12 protein-coding genes and 7 pseudogenes are annotated in these 15,693 nt (G+C 50.9%); 6 read left to right on the top strand and 13 right to left on the bottom strand.

The window, feature by feature from the left end:
- The first annotated feature begins 9 nt into the window (after nucleotides 1-9).
- Entirely contained in the window at nucleotides 10-627 is a 618-nt protein-coding gene (gene rhtC, locus ACQGXV_RS17595) for a threonine export protein RhtC (RefSeq protein WP_440867488.1), read from the top strand.
- 60 nt (nucleotides 628-687) lie between these two features.
- On the opposite strand, the gene rhtB is transcribed toward rhtC, so the two are convergent.
- Complete coding sequence (gene rhtB, locus ACQGXV_RS17590; RefSeq protein ID WP_222158854.1) at nucleotides 688-1,308, bottom strand: homoserine/homoserine lactone efflux protein; 621 nt, start codon at nucleotides 1,306-1,308, stop codon at nucleotides 688-690.
- Nucleotides 1,309-1,517: 209 nt separating this feature from the next.
- Here rhtB and ACQGXV_RS17585 point away from each other — a divergent pair.
- Nucleotides 1,518-1,739: pseudogene (locus tag ACQGXV_RS17585) on the top strand (lysophospholipase L2); the annotation flags it as partial.
- A gap of 34 nt (nucleotides 1,740-1,773) precedes the next feature.
- Here the strand turns inward: ACQGXV_RS17585 and ACQGXV_RS17580 are convergent.
- A complete protein-coding gene (locus tag ACQGXV_RS17580) occupies nucleotides 1,774-1,929 on the bottom strand; it encodes a hypothetical protein (RefSeq protein ID WP_440867062.1) in 156 nt (51 codons plus the stop codon).
- Between ACQGXV_RS17580 and ACQGXV_RS17575 the strand changes: the two are divergent.
- Together ACQGXV_RS17575 and yigL are read left to right on the top strand one after the other, a co-directional pair.
- A pseudogene (locus tag ACQGXV_RS17575) lies at nucleotides 1,882-2,625 on the top strand (alpha/beta fold hydrolase); the annotation flags it as partial. The gene ACQGXV_RS17580 and the pseudogene ACQGXV_RS17575 sit on opposite strands and share 48 nt — an antisense overlap.
- Before the next feature lie 51 nt (nucleotides 2,626-2,676).
- Nucleotides 2,677-3,483, top strand: coding sequence for a sugar/pyridoxal phosphate phosphatase YigL (yigL, locus tag ACQGXV_RS17570; RefSeq protein WP_440867061.1), 807 nt, complete (start codon nucleotides 2,677-2,679; stop codon nucleotides 3,481-3,483).
- Between the two features lie 48 nt (nucleotides 3,484-3,531).
- Here the strand turns inward: yigL and ACQGXV_RS17565 are convergent.
- From ACQGXV_RS17565 to ACQGXV_RS17530, 8 genes and pseudogenes are all read right to left on the bottom strand, one after another.
- Nucleotides 3,532-4,122 (bottom strand): annotated as a pseudogene (locus ACQGXV_RS17565) (MFS transporter); the annotation flags it as partial.
- A gap of 48 nt (nucleotides 4,123-4,170) precedes the next feature.
- On the bottom strand, nucleotides 4,171-4,452 hold the full coding sequence (locus tag ACQGXV_RS17560) for a hypothetical protein (protein ID WP_440862936.1): 282 nt from the start codon (nucleotides 4,450-4,452) through the stop codon (nucleotides 4,171-4,173).
- Complete coding sequence (locus ACQGXV_RS17555; RefSeq protein WP_440862551.1) at nucleotides 4,374-5,585, bottom strand: IS256 family transposase; 1,212 nt, start codon at nucleotides 5,583-5,585, stop codon at nucleotides 4,374-4,376. Before ACQGXV_RS17555 ends, ACQGXV_RS17560 begins: the two co-directional genes overlap by 79 nt.
- 58 nt (nucleotides 5,586-5,643) lie before the next feature.
- Nucleotides 5,644-6,156 carry an IS630 family transposase gene (locus ACQGXV_RS17550; protein ID WP_440867487.1) on the bottom strand — a complete coding sequence of 171 codons (513 nt, stop codon included), beginning with the start codon at nucleotides 6,154-6,156 and terminating at the stop codon, nucleotides 5,644-5,646.
- Nucleotides 6,080-6,445 (bottom strand): IS630 transposase-related protein, encoded by a 366-nt coding sequence (locus ACQGXV_RS17545; protein ID WP_440862584.1) that lies wholly within the window; start codon nucleotides 6,443-6,445, stop codon nucleotides 6,080-6,082. Before ACQGXV_RS17545 ends, ACQGXV_RS17550 begins: the two co-directional genes overlap by 77 nt.
- 28 nt (nucleotides 6,446-6,473) lie before the next feature.
- A pseudogene (locus ACQGXV_RS17540) lies at nucleotides 6,474-6,809 on the bottom strand (transposase); the annotation flags it as partial.
- 198 nt (nucleotides 6,810-7,007) lie between these two features.
- Nucleotides 7,008-7,601 (bottom strand): annotated as a pseudogene (locus tag ACQGXV_RS17535) (IS5 family transposase); the annotation flags it as partial.
- 287 nt (nucleotides 7,602-7,888) lie between these two features.
- Nucleotides 7,889-8,482 carry a YhgN family NAAT transporter gene (locus ACQGXV_RS17530; RefSeq protein ID WP_440867060.1) on the bottom strand — a complete coding sequence of 198 codons (594 nt, stop codon included), beginning with the start codon at nucleotides 8,480-8,482 and terminating at the stop codon, nucleotides 7,889-7,891.
- 481 nt (nucleotides 8,483-8,963) lie between these two features.
- Between ACQGXV_RS17530 and asd the strand changes: the two genes are divergently transcribed.
- Nucleotides 8,964-10,067, top strand: coding sequence for an aspartate-semialdehyde dehydrogenase (gene asd / locus ACQGXV_RS17525; protein WP_440867059.1), 1,104 nt, complete (start codon nucleotides 8,964-8,966; stop codon nucleotides 10,065-10,067).
- A 103-nt stretch (nucleotides 10,068-10,170) separates the two neighbouring features.
- Here the strand turns inward: asd and ACQGXV_RS17520 are convergent, their stop codons facing one another.
- The 3 genes and pseudogenes from ACQGXV_RS17520 to ACQGXV_RS17510 form a co-directional block, all read right to left on the bottom strand.
- Nucleotides 10,171-11,760, bottom strand: coding sequence for a nucleotidyltransferase domain-containing protein (locus ACQGXV_RS17520; protein ID WP_440867058.1), 1,590 nt, complete (start codon nucleotides 11,758-11,760; stop codon nucleotides 10,171-10,173).
- 314 nt (nucleotides 11,761-12,074) lie between these two features.
- A complete protein-coding gene (locus tag ACQGXV_RS17515; RefSeq protein ID WP_440867057.1) occupies nucleotides 12,075-13,748 on the bottom strand; it encodes a thiamine pyrophosphate-binding protein in 1,674 nt (557 codons plus the stop codon).
- 464 nt (nucleotides 13,749-14,212) lie between these two features.
- Nucleotides 14,213-14,907: pseudogene (locus tag ACQGXV_RS17510) on the bottom strand (IS5 family transposase); the annotation flags it as partial.
- Nucleotides 14,908-15,185: 278 nt separating this feature from the next.
- On the opposite strand from ACQGXV_RS17510, the pseudogene ACQGXV_RS17505 reads away from it, so the two are divergent.
- Nucleotides 15,186-15,683 (top strand): annotated as a pseudogene (locus ACQGXV_RS17505) (transposase); the annotation flags it as partial.
- Nucleotides 15,684-15,693 lie beyond the last annotated feature (10 nt).

The raw sequence follows: 15,693 nt of genomic DNA, 5'->3' as shown, positions 1-15,693 counted from the left end.
AAGGAAAATATCATGATGTTGTTTTTGACCGTGGCGATGGTGCACTTCGTGACATTGATGAGCCCGGGGCCGGATTTCTTCTTTGTTTCCCAGACTGCGGCGAGTCGCTCGCGCAAAGAAGCGATGATGGGCGTGCTGGGGATTTCTCTGGGGGTCATGGTGTGGGCGTCCATTGCGTTGATGGGTTTGCACCTGTTGCTGCAAAAAATGGCGTGGTTGCATGATGCCATTACCATCGGCGGTGGATTGTATCTGTGCTGGATGGGATGGCACATGTTGCGTGCAGCGCGTCGCAAAGGGGAGTCGCAAACGGTTGAAACGGTAGAACTGCCTTCGAAAGGGAAAACCTTTATGCGCGGTCTGCTGACCAATCTGGCCAACCCGAAAGCGCTGATCTATTTCGGCAGCGTATTCTCTCTGTTTGTCGGCGACAGCGTTGGCACCAGCGCGCGCTGGGGGCTGTTTGCGTTAATCTCATTGGAAACGCTGCTGTGGTTTAGCCTGGTGGCAATGGTGTTTGCTTTGCCTGCGATGCGTCGCGGCTATCAGCGTTTGGCTAAGTGGATCGACGGTCTGGCTGGGGTGCTGTTTACCGGTTTTGGGCTGCATCTGATTATTTCGCGCTAAACCAGTGGCGTAGCACTTCCGCTGTTTTTTCCTCGCCGCCGGTTGGCGGCGAGTGACGTATTATACCTTACGCGCCGTTGCCAGTAGCGCGCCGACCAGCATAAACAACGAGCCAAACAGCCGGTTGAGCAGGCGGATTTGGCGCGGTCCTTTCAGCCATACCGCAATACGAGTGGCGAGCGTGGCGTAACCGATCATCACCACGATATCGACCGCCACGGTGGTCACGCCTAGTATCAGATACTGAGCGACCTGCGGTTGGTGCGGCACGATGAACTGTGGGAACAGCGCCGCCAGAAAAACAATGCTTTTCGGGTTGGTGAGGTTGACCAGCACGGCGCGACGAAACAGTTGGCGGCGTGGCAGGGTACCCGCCAGCGCATGCAGATCGAGTGAACCGGCGGCGCGCCATTGCTGGATGCCGAGCCAGATCAGATAAGCGGCACCGAGCCATTTCAGAATGTCAAAAGCCAGCAGCGATTGTGATAGCAGCGCGCCAAGACCGATACCCACCAATACGATATGGATAGCCAGCCCGACTTGCAGCCCGGCGATGGATGCCGCCGCTCCGCGATAGCCGTGACTGATGGCGGTACTCATGGTGTTAATCGCACCCGACCCCGGAGAAAGGCTGAGAATAAGCGTTGTGAGAAGATAGGTTAACCACCAGTCGAGGGTCATAGCTGCTTCCTGATTGCATGTTGTTGCGTTGTTTGCGATGGCATTGCTGACGACGGTATTGTTTGCCGATGTGTTACGTGGTTAAACATTACGACCGCATGTGCCACAATACGCCATTGCTGATTGTTGTGCCAGCGATCACAAAACTCTCTTGTGGACACCTGCCTTGCAAGCGTTTAGCGCGGTGCCTTGCATCAAGGAGAAACGCGATGTCACCCGAAATTTCCGGCCTTTTGTTAAGAGAAAAACAGTTTTCTGCTTTTGTCACCGGCACGCTGTTGGATTTCTGGCGTCAGCGTGAGGAGGGCGAATTTCCCGGCGTTGACGATGTGCCGATCCGCTTTGTGCGCTTTACCGCGCGACAGCACTCGCGTTTGGTGGTGGTGTTTCCTGGCCGCATTGAAAGCTATGTAAAGTATGGTGAAGTCGCCTAAGATTTGTTTCAGGCGGGTTATGATGTTCTGATCATGGATCATATAGCCAAGCGACATTATTTTGATAACAGCCAGCTATGCTTCTTTGCCGCATATCAGGGCATAGGATGTAATCATTTTTAAGTCGGTTGGCTATAGCGGCCAAGGGCGCTCCGGGCGGATGCTGGAAGACGGCAATCGTGGCCATGTGGTACGCTTTGGCGATTACGTCTACGATGTCGAACAATTCTGGTTGCACCATGTGGATGCTGTAAAAACGGCCGACCCCGAGCGTTACAAGCGCTGTTTTGCGCTTGCCCACTCAATGGGCGGCGCGATCCTGGGGCATTTTTTGGCACGTCGGCCGGAGGCATTCGATGCCGCGGTTCTATGTGCGCCCATGTTTGGCATTAAATTGCCGATGCCGTGCTGGCTGGCCTCACGCATTGTTGCCTGGGCGGAGCTGCATCCGCGCATTCGCGATGATTATTATGCTATCGGCACCGGGCAATGGCGTCCGTTGCCTTATTTGATCAACGTGTTAACGCACAGCCGCGAGCGTTACCGTCGCAGCGTGCGCGCCTATGCTGATGAACTCGGCCTGCGCGTTGGTGGCACGACCTATCATTGGATGCGGGAATCGATGGCCGCCGGGCGAGAACTGATGGCCTTGGCTGCGCACATTACCACCCCCTTGCTGCTGCTTCAGGCGCAGGAGGATATCGTGGTGGATAATCACAGTCAGGATGCGTTTTGTCAGGCGTTGGCTGAAGCGGGACACCCCTGTGCTGGCGCTACTCCAGTGGTGATAGCGGGGGCTCGCCATGAACTGTTATTCGAAGAAGATGGTATTCGGGCGCAGGTGTTTACCCATATTCTTAATCATTTTGCACAATATCCGTAAATGTTGCGGCCGACGCCGCGCCATTCCCCTTAAAGGTGAGAGTTCTCTGTTATGTATCACGTCGTTGCTTCCGATTTAGATGGCACGCTGCTGTCGCCAGACCACACGCTGTCTCCGTTAGCCAAAGAGACCCTGAAACTGCTGACTGCACAGGGCATCCACTTTGTGTTTGCCACCGGGCGGCATCATCTGGATGTGGGTCAGATTCGTGACGGGCTGGGTATCAGCGCCTTTATGATCACCTCTAACGGCGCGCGTGTGCACAATACCCAGGGAACGTTGATTTTCAGCCACAATCTGGATCAGGACATCGCACACGATCTCTACGGTATGGTGTACCACAACCCGGAGATGCTGACGCACGTCTACCGCGACGATGAATGGTTTATGAGCCGCTCCCGCCCGGAAGAGGAACGCTTTTTTCAGGAGTCGGTATTCAAATACAAATTGTTTGAACCGGGTCTGCTCGGCACCGACGGTGTGAGCAAAGTATTCTTCACCTGTGACAGCCACGAGAAACTGCTGCCGTTGGAAGAGGCGATCAATGCGCGCTGGGGCGATCGGGTTAACGTGAGATTTTCCACGCTGAGCTGCCTGGAAGTGATGGCGGGCCGCGTATCCAAAGGCCATGCGTTGGAGCAAGTCGCCAAGCTGATGGGCCATACCCTGACTTCGTGCATTGCGTTTGGCGATGGTATGAACGATTTTGAAATGCTGTCGATGGCCGGTAAAGGATGCATTATGCGCAATGCGCATCAGCGCCTGAAAGATTTACTGCCGCAGTTGGAGGTTATTGGCAGTAACGCAGAGGATGCGGTAGCGCAGGTGCTGCGCCGTTTGTTTCTCTCTGCGGAGTGACGGTGTTGCTGGCGGCCAAGGCCGCCAGCAGACAGAGGAAGCTCGCGATTGGGCGCGTTTCTCCATTTCTGCCTTATGTTTCTTCTCATTAACCATAACAATAAACAGCAGCAGCACTGCGATGACGCTGCCGCCGATCATCACCATAAAGCCGCCGTCCCAGCCGAAGAAATCAACGGTGTAGCCAACAATGGCACTGGCCGCAACGGACCCGCCGAGGTAACCGAACAGGCCGGTAAAGCCTGCTGCCGTGCCCGCCGCTTTTTTCGGTGCCAGTTCCAACGCATGCAGACCGATCAGCATGACCGGGCCGTAAATCAGGAAGCCGATCACGATCATACAGGCCATATCGATGCCAGGGTTGCCGGCAGGGTTCAGCCAGTAAACCACGGTGGTGATGGTGACCAGTGTCATAAAGAACACCCCAGTGGCACCACGGTTGCCCTTGAACACCTTGTCAGACATCCAACCGCAAATCAGCGTGCCGGGGATCCCGGCATATTCGTACAGGAAGTAAGCCCAGGAGGATTTGTCCAGCGCGAAGTGCTTCACTTCTTTCAGGTAGGTCGGTGACCAGTCGAGAATACCGTAACGCAGCAGGTAGACGAACACGTTAGCGATGGCGATATACCATAAAGCGTGTTGCTTAATAGTGAAATAAGGGTGTTTCGGTGATTGAAGTAAATTTTACGCTGTTCTGAGATGGAAATTCCAAAGACCGGCGCTAAGGAGTAAGAAGGTATCATCAATAAAGGGTCTACGATTCCGTAAAATTTGGGTCATGCAACCGAGGCGCTTGATACCCGCGATGGCGTGTTCAACTGTAATACGGATGCCCGAGATTATTTTATTTGAGTCTGTAAAGAATTTTGTGTAAATGGCTCCATTGCTTAACCGGAGATTCGTTCTCCATACATCAACATGAATTGGCTCATAGCAGGTTTCCAGTCTCTGATTGGCAAGGTCCATTTAGCAGAGATATTATGCAAGGCTAGATAGAGTAATTTTATCACCGAGTCATCCGTTGGAAATATTCGTCGCGTTTTCGTTATCTTGCGCAATGAAGCATTTAACGACTCTATCGCGTTGGTGGTGTAGATAACCTTGCGGATCTCCGGCGGAAAGTCAAAAATGACGATGAGACGTTCCCAATTATTTCTCCACGACGGGCTGATCGTCGGGAACTGTTCATCCCATTTGGCCGCGAAGGCATCCAGGGCCTCTTCAGCGCCCTCTAGCGTTGCGGAACTATAGATGGTGCGCAGGTCAGCAGCAACGGCCTTACGCTCTTTCCAGCCGACGTAGCGCAGCGAGTTCCGCACCTGATGCACAATGCAGAGCTGTACCCGCGTATGCGGGTAAACAGCTTCAATGGCATCAGGAAAGCCTTTCAGGCCATCGCAGCAGGCGACGAAGATGTCCTTTAGCCCACGATTTTTCAGTTCTGTCATCACAGATAACCAGAACTTGGCCCCCTCAGTTTTGGCTATCCATAGCCCCAGCAGCTCTTTTTCGCCCTGGCCGTTGACGCCGAGGGCCAGATAAACAGACTTGTTGGCCACGGCTCCGCCGTCCTGGCTTTTGACAACAATACAGTCAAGGTAAACAATGGGATAAAGCGCATCCAGCGGCCGTTGCTGCCAGCGCTTAACTTCATCCATCACAGCATTGGTCACTTGAGAAATGAAGCCAGCGGAAACATCGACCCCGTAGACTTCTTTAAAGTGTGCCTGAATATCACGGGTTGATAACCCTCTGGAATAGAGAGAAATAATGCGGTCATCGAAGCCGTTAAGCTGTTTTTCGTGCTTACCGATCAGTGTCGGCTCGAAGGTACTGTTGCGGTCGCGCGGAATATCGAGCTCGATCTCCCCATTTTGGCTACGTACGCTCTTGGATGTCTTGCCATTGCGTGAGTTGCCTGAATGATTACCAGCCGGGTCATGCTTAGCATACCCAAGGTGCATCTCCATCTCAGCTTCAAGAACCCGTTCCGCCAGTCTTTTAGTCAGCACCTTGAGTAGGCCTGATTCACCCAGCAGATCCTGAGGGGAGTGACAATCTTGAAGCAGTTGGTCAATAAGTTCGTTGCTGATAGGCATTTTGTTATCCTTTGAAGGTTTTCCTCAAAATGCCATTTACACAGATTATTTTACAGTCTCAACTCTCTGTATCGCAACCCATCTCTCTTTTTTTGCTTTTTGCTTGTGCCCATTTATGCTCAATTGGGTTAAGATCTGGCGAATATGTAGGCAAATACTCCACCATATACCCTGCATCGATGATGACTTGTTGAATATTATGTTTTTTGTGAAAAGTGGCATTGTCCATCATGATTACACTGTTTTTAGGGAGTACTGGGATAAGGACTTGTGTGACCCAGGCATAGAAAACATCGCTGTTAATATTGATATCAAATAATCCGATAGCAAACAGCGTTGTGCCTAATAAAGCGCCGATAACATTTGTTCTTCCCCTAGCTCCCCAGTTCTTCAGGCCAAAACACCGTTGACCTTTTGGGGAATAGCCGTGAGTCCGTGGGGTATCGTGTGAAAAACCACTTTCATCAATAAAAACAATAGGTTTACCTTCTTTTTCATACTGTTGTTTTTTTTGTTGAAATCCCTGCCGGGCGTTTTCGTCGGCTTTCGGATGACGTAGAGTTTTTTTTATAGGTCAATCCCAGCTTTTTAAGCGCTTGCCAAATGGCCTTCTGACAAACGCCAAAACGCTCTGCACGTTCTTTTTGGTAAGCATCTGGATATTGTTCAACATCTTTTATCAACTCGGATTTATCGATCTTTCGCTGACGCGTGGTCGATGCTTTTGACTCTATTTGATTAATCCAACGCGATACAGAGGCAGGGCCAATCCGAAATTGCTTCGCTGTTTCTCGGATACTCAACCCTTCGTTTTTCCGTGTGGATATCACTTTACGTCTAAAATCAATTGAATAGCTCATTTAAATAATGTAATCAAAATTAAGTCGTTTAGCTATATCCTATCCTGACGCTGTGTGGCATACCCAACAACGTCATACGGTTCAGCGCTTTGACCATCGCTATGGCTTCACCTACTTGAGCCTCATAGTCACGCAGGCTCAGATGGCCACCCAGCAAAGTTTTTATGCGGAACATCGCTGTTTCTGCCACTGAACGCCGGTGATAACCCACTTTCTTTTTCCACATATCATTACTCCCGCTCAGACGCTGATGCGCCACCGCATGGTTACGTTCATGGTACTTGTCCGGCCAGTATTTGGCTCCGCTTCGCGGCGGGATAAGGGGCCTGATTTTCTTTCTTAGCAACGCATCGTGGCAGTAACGGGGCTTTGTTGAATAATTTAAGATACTGATTTATATAAGCATTATAAAATTTCAACGACTAATTTTTCCTCTCGGAATGCTTTTTATTGTGCTAACTATTTGATTTGTCGTTCTAACAAAATACATTCTCTGTAAATGCATTCTAACTAAAGAAGATGTAAATCAAACGGTTAAATTATTCAACAAAGCCCAGTAACGGGCGTCATAAGCACCGTCTGCTGACACTTCCCTGATTTTTCGGTGGGTTTGGTTAATCAGGCCCGGCAGTGCCTGCGCATCTGTCGTTCCGCTGAGCGATAAGTCGGCACAGATAATCTCATGCGTCGCACTGTCTGCTGCCAGATGAAGCTTGCGCCACACTCTTCGTCTGTCAGCCCCATGCTGCCTGACTTTCCATTCACCTTCGCCAAAGACCTTCAGACCGGTACTGTCGATGACCAGATGCGAGATTTCACCACGCGTTGGCGTTTTTATGCTGATACTGACGGTTTTTGCCCGCCGACTGACCAGAGAGTAGTCCGGGCAGCGCAGTGGCAGGCTCATCAGTGTAAAAACCGAGTCGACAAAGCCCTGTAATGCCCGGAGCGACAGGTTAAACACGCGCTTTATCATCAAAACCGTGGTAACAGCCATATCGGTGTAGTAAAGCGGCCGACCACGACCTTCAGGCGAAGAACTGTCAGTCCATGCAGCGATGGCCGACTCATCAAGCCAGACCGTCAGGGAGCCGCGTTGTCTGAGTGCTTTGTTGTAGGTGGGCCAGTTGGTGATTTTAAACTTTTGCTTTGCCATGGGGAGCTGCTATCGGGAGCGATGATAGTGCTTTGATCCGGCGATCCCCTGAAAGTTCGATTTATTCAACAAAGCCGTGTGCCAGCGCCAGATTATTCACACCCTGTTGCAGCGGCACCAGACTTAACCCCGTGGGGCTTGAACCCGCCGTACTCGGACAGGCAGCTATCGTTGTACCTCTGTAAAACAGCAGAGAGGCGAGGAGGCGCCGAGCGTTGGTAAGCAAAAACATAGCGGTGATTATCCCTTTCATGCCCACGCTGCGCGAAAACCGGTCAGTAACCGTCTTATTTCATCAAGTAAGTGCGGATGCCATCAAGGAACATCTGGGTCGAAAGCATGACCAGAATCAGCCCCATCAGTCGCTCCAGCGCGGCAACGCCTTTCTCACCCAGCAAGCGTAAAAAGAGATCGGACATCAGCAGGATGATAAATGAAATTCCCCAGGCGATACCGAGTGCGAGCGTTAAATGCGGCAACTGATCCGGATATTGATGCGATAACAGCATCAGCGCGGCCAGAATAGACGGTCCGGCGACCAGAGGGATCGCCATAGGCACCAGAAAGGGTTCTTCCCCAGCGGGCAACCCACTGCTGTTGCTTTTCTGCGATGGGAATATCATGCGGATAGCGATTAAAAACAGCACAATGCCGCCAGAAATTGAGACGGTTTCGGTACGAAGGTTGAGGAAGGCCAGAATACGTTCGCCCGCAAACAGAAAAATCAGCATCAGCCCAAGGGCGATCACCATCTCACGAATCAGCACCACGCGTCGGCGTTTCGGATCCAGATGTTTCAGTACCGACATAAAGATGGGCAAATTGCCCAATGGATCCATAATTAACAGCAACAGAATGGTTGCTGAGATCATTTCGCTCATGGTGGTGGTGGACTCCTGTTATCCCTTAAATGATGGCACCGCATTAGCCTCATTGCTGAAAAAGCCGGTGTCATCGAATAAATTCACTTGCGGCTTCTGATACATTTTGTAAGGTTGATATATCCGTCATACTTCAAGTTGCATGTGCGTTGGCTGCGATCAGTCACCCGAATCACTTACCTGAGTAAGCGCATCGGGACTCATTCTCTTGCCGCCTTCCCGCAACGCGAATTATTTAGGGTATAGTCATCACGTTATGTAATATTTGCTGAGTTTGGTGATAAACCGATTTTTATTACCCCTCGCTCTGCCGTTATGATAGTCCTGCCGCCACGGTTTGCGCGCGTTTGCGTGTGGTAAACCTATTGTTCTGCAAGACATTCACCTGACGACAACAGGGTAACAGAGTGTGTGTCGGCCGTCAGTACTGTCTGTGTGGCAGTCCAAATTCTTTGTGTCATCCCAAGGCAGGATTGTTACCATGAAAAATGTTGGTTTTATCGGCTGGCGCGGTATGGTGGGTTCCGTTCTGATGCAGCGTATGCAGGAAGAGCGTGATTTTGACCTGATTCGTCCGGTGTTCTTTTCCACGTCACAACACGGCCAAGCTGCTCCGGTGCTGGGTGGACAGCAGGGCACGTTACAGGATGCCTACAATCTGGATGCACTGCGCGCGCTGGATATTATCATCACTTGCCAGGGCGGCGATTACACCAATGAGGTTTACCCGAAGCTGCGTGAAAGCGGCTGGCAGGGGTATTGGATCGATGCGGCTTCCTCGCTGCGTATGCGTGATGATGCGATCATCATCCTCGATCCAGTCAACCATGCGGTGATCAAACAGGGCTTGGACAGCGGCATTAAAACGTTCGTTGGCGGCAACTGTACCGTCAGCCTGATGCTGATGTCGCTGGGTGGCCTGTTTGCACACGAACTGGTGGAATGGGCCTCTGTGGCGACCTATCAGGCGGCATCTGGAGGCGGTGCGCGTCATATGCGCGAATTGTTGGTACAAATGGGTCTGCTGCACAATGATGTGGCGAAAGAGTTGCAGGACCCCGCCTCTGCTATTTTGGATATCGAGCGCAAAGTCACCGCGCTGACGCGCAGTGGCACGCTGCCGACCGACAATTTCGGTGTGCCGTTGGCGGGCAGTTTGATCCCGTGGATCGATAAACAACTGGATAACGGCCAGAGCCGCGAAGAGTGGAAAGGCCAGGCAGAAACCAACAAGATCCTCGGTGCCCAGTCCGTGATCCCGGTGGATGGTTTGTGCGTCCGCGTCGGGGCGCTACGCTGTCACAGCCAGGCGTTCACGCTGAAACTGAAGAAAGATGTTCCGGTATCTGAAATCGAACAACTGCTGGCAACCCATAACGATTGGGTGAAAGTGGTGCCAAACGATCGCGAGATCTCCATGCGTGAATTGACGCCTGCCGCAGTAACCGGCACGCTTTCCACGCCGGTGGGGCGTCTGCGTAAACTGAACATGGGGCCGCAGTATCTCTCCGCCTTTACGGTTGGTGACCAACTGTTGTGGGGCGCGGCAGAACCGCTGCGCCGTATGCTGCGCATCCTGCTGTAGTCTTCGCTGGATTGAATGCCCCGCGCCGTGCGGGGCATGTTCCCTCTCACTTACTGCCGTTACTTTCTTTGCGCTAGTGTCGCTTGCTACGCTCTCCCTCTTTTTAGCGGCATGCGGCATCAATTCCGTTGACCTTTCCAGTGACGTTTTGCCTGAGCAAGTTTTCGATGTGGTGGGCAAAGTCATTTAATGTTAACCAGTGTCGCGTGAGTGCCTGGCGATTTCCTGCCATGAGTTGTATGCGTAGCGTCTCTTCTTCTTGCTCCAGCTGGGAGGCATGTTCAAGCATAGAGGAGGCGAAGCCACAGTCGGAAAAATAATCGATAGCCTCGCTTCGGTGTGCGGGGTAGTGAAGGCTTTGCCACTGCTGCAGGGGGCGAAGGCAGCCGTGATCGGCCAGCTTTACCATCAGGCTCAACTGGTAATGTGCCCGCTGCCCATAGCATCCGCTTACCAGATAGCTGCGTGCGACCTGGCGGATGCTATAGAGATTATTCAAAATGGTGCTCACGGTATCTGACGGGCAGCTGGTCTGTGCAAAACAGAAGGGGCCGGCGAGGTGGCGCGTACCGTTGAGCAAGCCATGGCGGCGGAATGTGGGGTATTGTCGGATCGTGTTGAGGCTATAGACGGAGAGCGAGAGTTTCTCGAAGCGGTGCTGGATACGCCGGACCTGCTCCAGTGTGGGATGGTCGACACTGTCGAACACCGCCATAAGGTCAATATCCGAATCCGGTCTCATATCGCCACGCGCCGCGCTTCCATACAGATAAAGCGATAGCAGACGGTCACCGAAGGCGGCGTTTAGCGCATCAACGATAGGTGCCGTCATGCTGTGAATCGCCGCAGGAGCTGTTTCCGCGCGTTGGGCGATCACGCTCTGCGTGTCTGGGTAGCCTGCGGCAATGTGTTGGGCATAACACTCGACGATGGCACTCAGTCGTGCGGCGGCGGTGCGAAAGGTATTCGCGTTTTCTAACAGTGAGCGTTCAAAGGGTTGCCAATGGCTGTTGGTAAAGGTTAACCAGCGTAGGTCTTCTTTATTCATTCCCGCAACTGACAGCGGGCTATGATGACGCGTTTCCAACTGCCCCAGCAGTTTGCTGAGTCCCTGCTCTGCATAGCGCATCGCCCAGCCCAATTGACGTACGCCCCAGGCGTGCGTCTTTGCGGGCAAATCGCGCAAATAGTAGAGGCGAGCGATATGGGTTGTGGCAAAAGCGGCCTGTCGCAGTGTATCCGGATAATCGGGCTTGCATGCGGCCAGCGCGTGTTCTATCGATGCGTTACGGTAGGGCCAGTGACAGGTGTAGAACGGCCAACGACCGTGAGCAGGATAGTCGGCCAATTCTCTTTCTGTAAGGTAATTCAGCGACAACTCGGGAAACTCAGCGTGCAGATACTGTGCTGCAAATGCCATTTTTTCCCCACCGTCTTCGTGCACGATCAAATAATAATGGCCAACAGCACGTGATGAATAATCAGGCTGTCGTAAAAAGGCATCTGTCTCTGCGATGCCAGACAGGTTATCGCCAAACAGATATTTGGCAGTGGTGCAGAAGTGCTGTGTACGGGCATCTGTTTTTTGATTCATGATGGCTATAGGTCCATGTGTTTTATGTTGTTGACTAAAAAAGAGGGGCCTGTATTTACCTCGGTGATGTTTTTCATTCTCGGTAAATATATCCGTCATACTTCACGTTGCTGGTGCCTTGGCGACACCCGTTCACTCAAATCACTTACTTGAGTACGCGCATTGGGATAAATGAACCTCATCACTGAGCTTCACCCTACGGACCAGCGCAGGTGCTGTTCAAATTTGCCGCCTTCCTGCAACGCGCATTATTTAGGGTATACCTGCTTAACCCTGTTTTCAGTTTTTCGTTTCAATAATAATTGATGTCGTTCGCTCTGATAATTTGCTGGGAATTTCAGAGGGAATGGTGTTTGTGGTAATTAGCCTGAGTCATTGCGTGTCGTTTTTTCTAAAATAAGTGGATGTCTTGTTTAGTGATAACAGTCAATTGCTGTTTCGGCGATATGCGGTAAACGGGTGTGATCATATTTTACGGGTATCTCTATTAAATGGGGTTGGTGTGTCTGGAATGCTTTCTCGAACGCATCAGGGAAATCGGCAATATCCAAAATTTTTGTCGCAGATACGCCATTGGCGCGAGCCAGCAGGGTGAAATCAACCGGGCCAAATTCGGTCAGATGACGCTGTGGGTCAGTATCATTGAGATGCGGGTAATACTTGATAAGGCCAAACGCTGAATCCGCCAGAACAATGATAACCACCGGTAGCGAATACCGGACAAGGGTTTCAAGTTCCTGGCTGGTGGAGTGAAATCCGCCATCGCTGCAAAAGGCAATCACGCGCGTTTCAGGATGGCATATCTGTGCCGCCATCGCCGCAGGCAGGCCAAAGCCGAAACTGCCGCAGACGTTGGAACACAAAAAGTGGTTTGAGTGGTATGTAGTGGCCAGCAGTCCGGCATACTGCGTGTGCAGACCGACGTCGCTACAGAATATACCGTCACGCCCCAGCGCGGTGCTCACGGCAGCCACAATGCGTCGAATATCGGTGACGGTATCAGGCTGCGCGGCGGGCTGGCGCTTGTCAAAAAAACGCTTCAGTCGCTGGTGAGATGCCAGCCATTCCTGCTGAGGCAACCCGTAGTGGGCAAGTTGGTCAAGGCTACGTGTAATATCGCCCAGGCAGAGAATATCCGGTTGGAAAATATCGCCCATGGGGACATCTACGCCGTTTATCACCAGCGTGGGTTTATCGTTGCCCCACAATGCCGGCTTCAGGTCTTCACCGAAATCGTAGCCGATTAAAATCATCAAATCGACGCCCTCAAACAGCGGATGCAGAACGGAAGTGCGGTATACGTTATCCAGATATTTGTTGGCGGCGGTGAGAAACTGCGGGTGATCGTCGTGTACGGCACCCTTGGCCGCAAGGGAACAGATAATTGGCGCATTGATCTGTTTAGCGAAACGACACACGCTCGCCTGTGCGTTGTCGCGGATAACCTGATTACCAATGACAATCATCGGATGGGTTGCATCGGTAATGCTCTGGGCGGCACGGATAATATCGGCGCGCGCAGGCTTGGTTTTCTTTCTCCGGGTAAGGGGCTGCACGGCTTGCAAGATTGCCAGTGCCTCCCGATTCGGCACCTCGGTTTTCAGCAGATCCAGCGGAATACTGAGATAGGTGGGGCCCGGTAGGCCATCCAGCGTGCGCTGCAATGCGGTTTGGACGTGAGAACCCAGCGCTTCCGCCTTTTCGAGTTGCAGGCTGGATTTAGTGATGCCGGCCATCAATCCGACGTTATCAATACATTGATGCGTCAGGTTAAACCTGATCTGTGGGCGCGGAATTTGCGCGGAGCAGGCGACCATGGGCGAGCGGTCCAACATGGCGGAACACACGCCCGAAGCCATATTGGTTAATCCAGGGCCAAATGTGGCCCAGCACATATGAGGGTTTCCGGTGAGTCGCCCTGCGACATCAGCCATAATGCCTGCCGCAAATTCATGTCGGGTTAAATAAAAAGTAATACCAAACGCTTTATCAAAGCGTATCGCTTCCGCTTCACTGCCAATAATGCCGAAACACGTTGTTATGCCCATGCTGGACATCGCCCTAAGAAAAAGTGCATCAAATTGCATGTTCATCTCCTGTCCGTGAGGTGCGGTCAATAATTACGGTCCCGGATGTGTTAAATAAAGTAAATAACCTTGTGGAATGATTTCTGTTATCGGATGCTGTATTTTTATCTTTTTATTTATGAAAGCCACAGATTGTTATCTCTGTGAATGGCAGTGAGTGAAAGTACGAAGCTTGATGGGATGAAGTATAAAGGTTTTACATCAATAAAAAATAAACGCCGGATGAAAAGAAAATAATCAATGGAAATGCCTGGATGAGTTTCGGTATTATTATTTTTTACGTTGTTACCGAGATGCTTTACCGAATTGTTTGATTTTATACATTAAATATATTCGACATGATAATGGTATTCAATAGGTGTGTATGTTCAACGAATATGAAACTCACACGTTTCTTTCTGCAACCGAAGAAGAAAGATATCACTTAAGTCAACATCCTATTATAATGCTTTCATTATTAGAACCTATCCCAATAGGATTTTATTCCAGACAATGATGCCGCAGGTAAAATGCAGCATCGCCTCATAATTTTCGACTTTCTTCTCCCAGCGAGTCAGAACCCGACGAAAGCGATTCATCCAGCTGTGCGTTCTCTCCACTACCCAGCGGTGAGCTTTAAAATCCGTGTTTTTGATGGCTTCCGACTCCTCTTTCCTTGACTGGATATGAGGTTCGTAACGACGACTTTTCAGACAGGCCTCCAGCCATCCGGCTTCATAGCCTTTGTCCAGACAGAGGCGGAGCTTTCTGCCGGGTCTGCCCGTCTGAAGGGCGTCGAGAGTATCAGCAACCAGCTTTATGTCGTGGGTATTTGCCCCTGAGACAACCAGAGAGAGGGGAAGCCCGTTCGCATCGGTCATCAGGCTACGCTTTACACCCTGTTTCCCCCGGTCTGTGGGATTCCGTCCTGTTTTTTTGAGCCTGCCAGCGGTGACTTCGTCATACAACCATCCATCGACAGCCATGACCAGTCGATAGCATCCAGCTGCTCGCAGGCCAGCAACCCGTTCTGCCAGAACCGTTCAAAAACTCCTGCATCCCGCCACTCCTGGAAGCGGCGGTGAGCGGAGCTTGACGAGCATATCCCGGTGGCATTCAGGGAATTCCACTGGCAACCCGTTCTGAGCACAAAGAGAATGGCGTTCATTGCGGCACGATTGGCTTTGTTGAATAATTTAACCGTTTGATTTACATCTTCTTTAGTTAGAATGCATTTACAGAGAATGTATTTTGTTAGAACGACAAATCAAATAGTTAGCACAATAAAAAGCATTCCGAGAGGAAAAATTAGTCGTTGAAATTTTATAATGCTTATATAAATCAGTATCTTAAATTATTCAACAAAGCCGGCACGATTATCAACATGTAGTGGCATACTGAATTTGGCCACCTAAGTAGAGGTGATATGCTTACCTCATAATTTTTATAGGTGCCAAAATGAGTAAAATAATTACTGCTGAATTTAAATGTGAAACCGCCAAATTAGTCCTTGACCAAAATTATACCTACCAGGAAGCCGCGAAAGCCATGAACGTCAGTCTTTCAGCGATTAGCCGGTGGGTAAGAGCCCTTCGTTTAGAACGTCAAGGGAAAACATCGCCTGGTCTGCCATTAACACCTGAACAAATTGAGTTCAGAGAAATGAAGAAAAAAATCCACCGACTGGAAATGGAGAATGCCATCTTAAAAAAGGCTACTGCGCTCTTAATGTCCGACTCACTGAAAAATTCTCGGTAGTTGAAAAGCTAAGAGTGCTTTATCCAGTGAAAGCGTTGTGTCGTATTTTTTAATGTTCACCGAAGCAGTTATCGCTATTGGTGTCGACCTAAGGAGCCAGATATTGAGCGGACGATAAAACGTAGCCTGGTCAGCGAAGCGTGGAACGTTAGTGGCGGGTCTGCGGGCGCAAGGACTATCGCCACGATGGTTACCAAGGCTTTGTTGA

This window comes from Symbiopectobacterium purcellii (assembly GCF_052050035.1).
In the GTDB taxonomy this organism is placed as follows: Bacteria; Pseudomonadota; Gammaproteobacteria; order Enterobacterales; family Enterobacteriaceae; genus Symbiopectobacterium; species Symbiopectobacterium purcellii_A.
The sequence above is the reverse complement of the archived record's forward strand: the minus strand, read 5'-3'. Positions and strand labels throughout refer to the sequence as shown.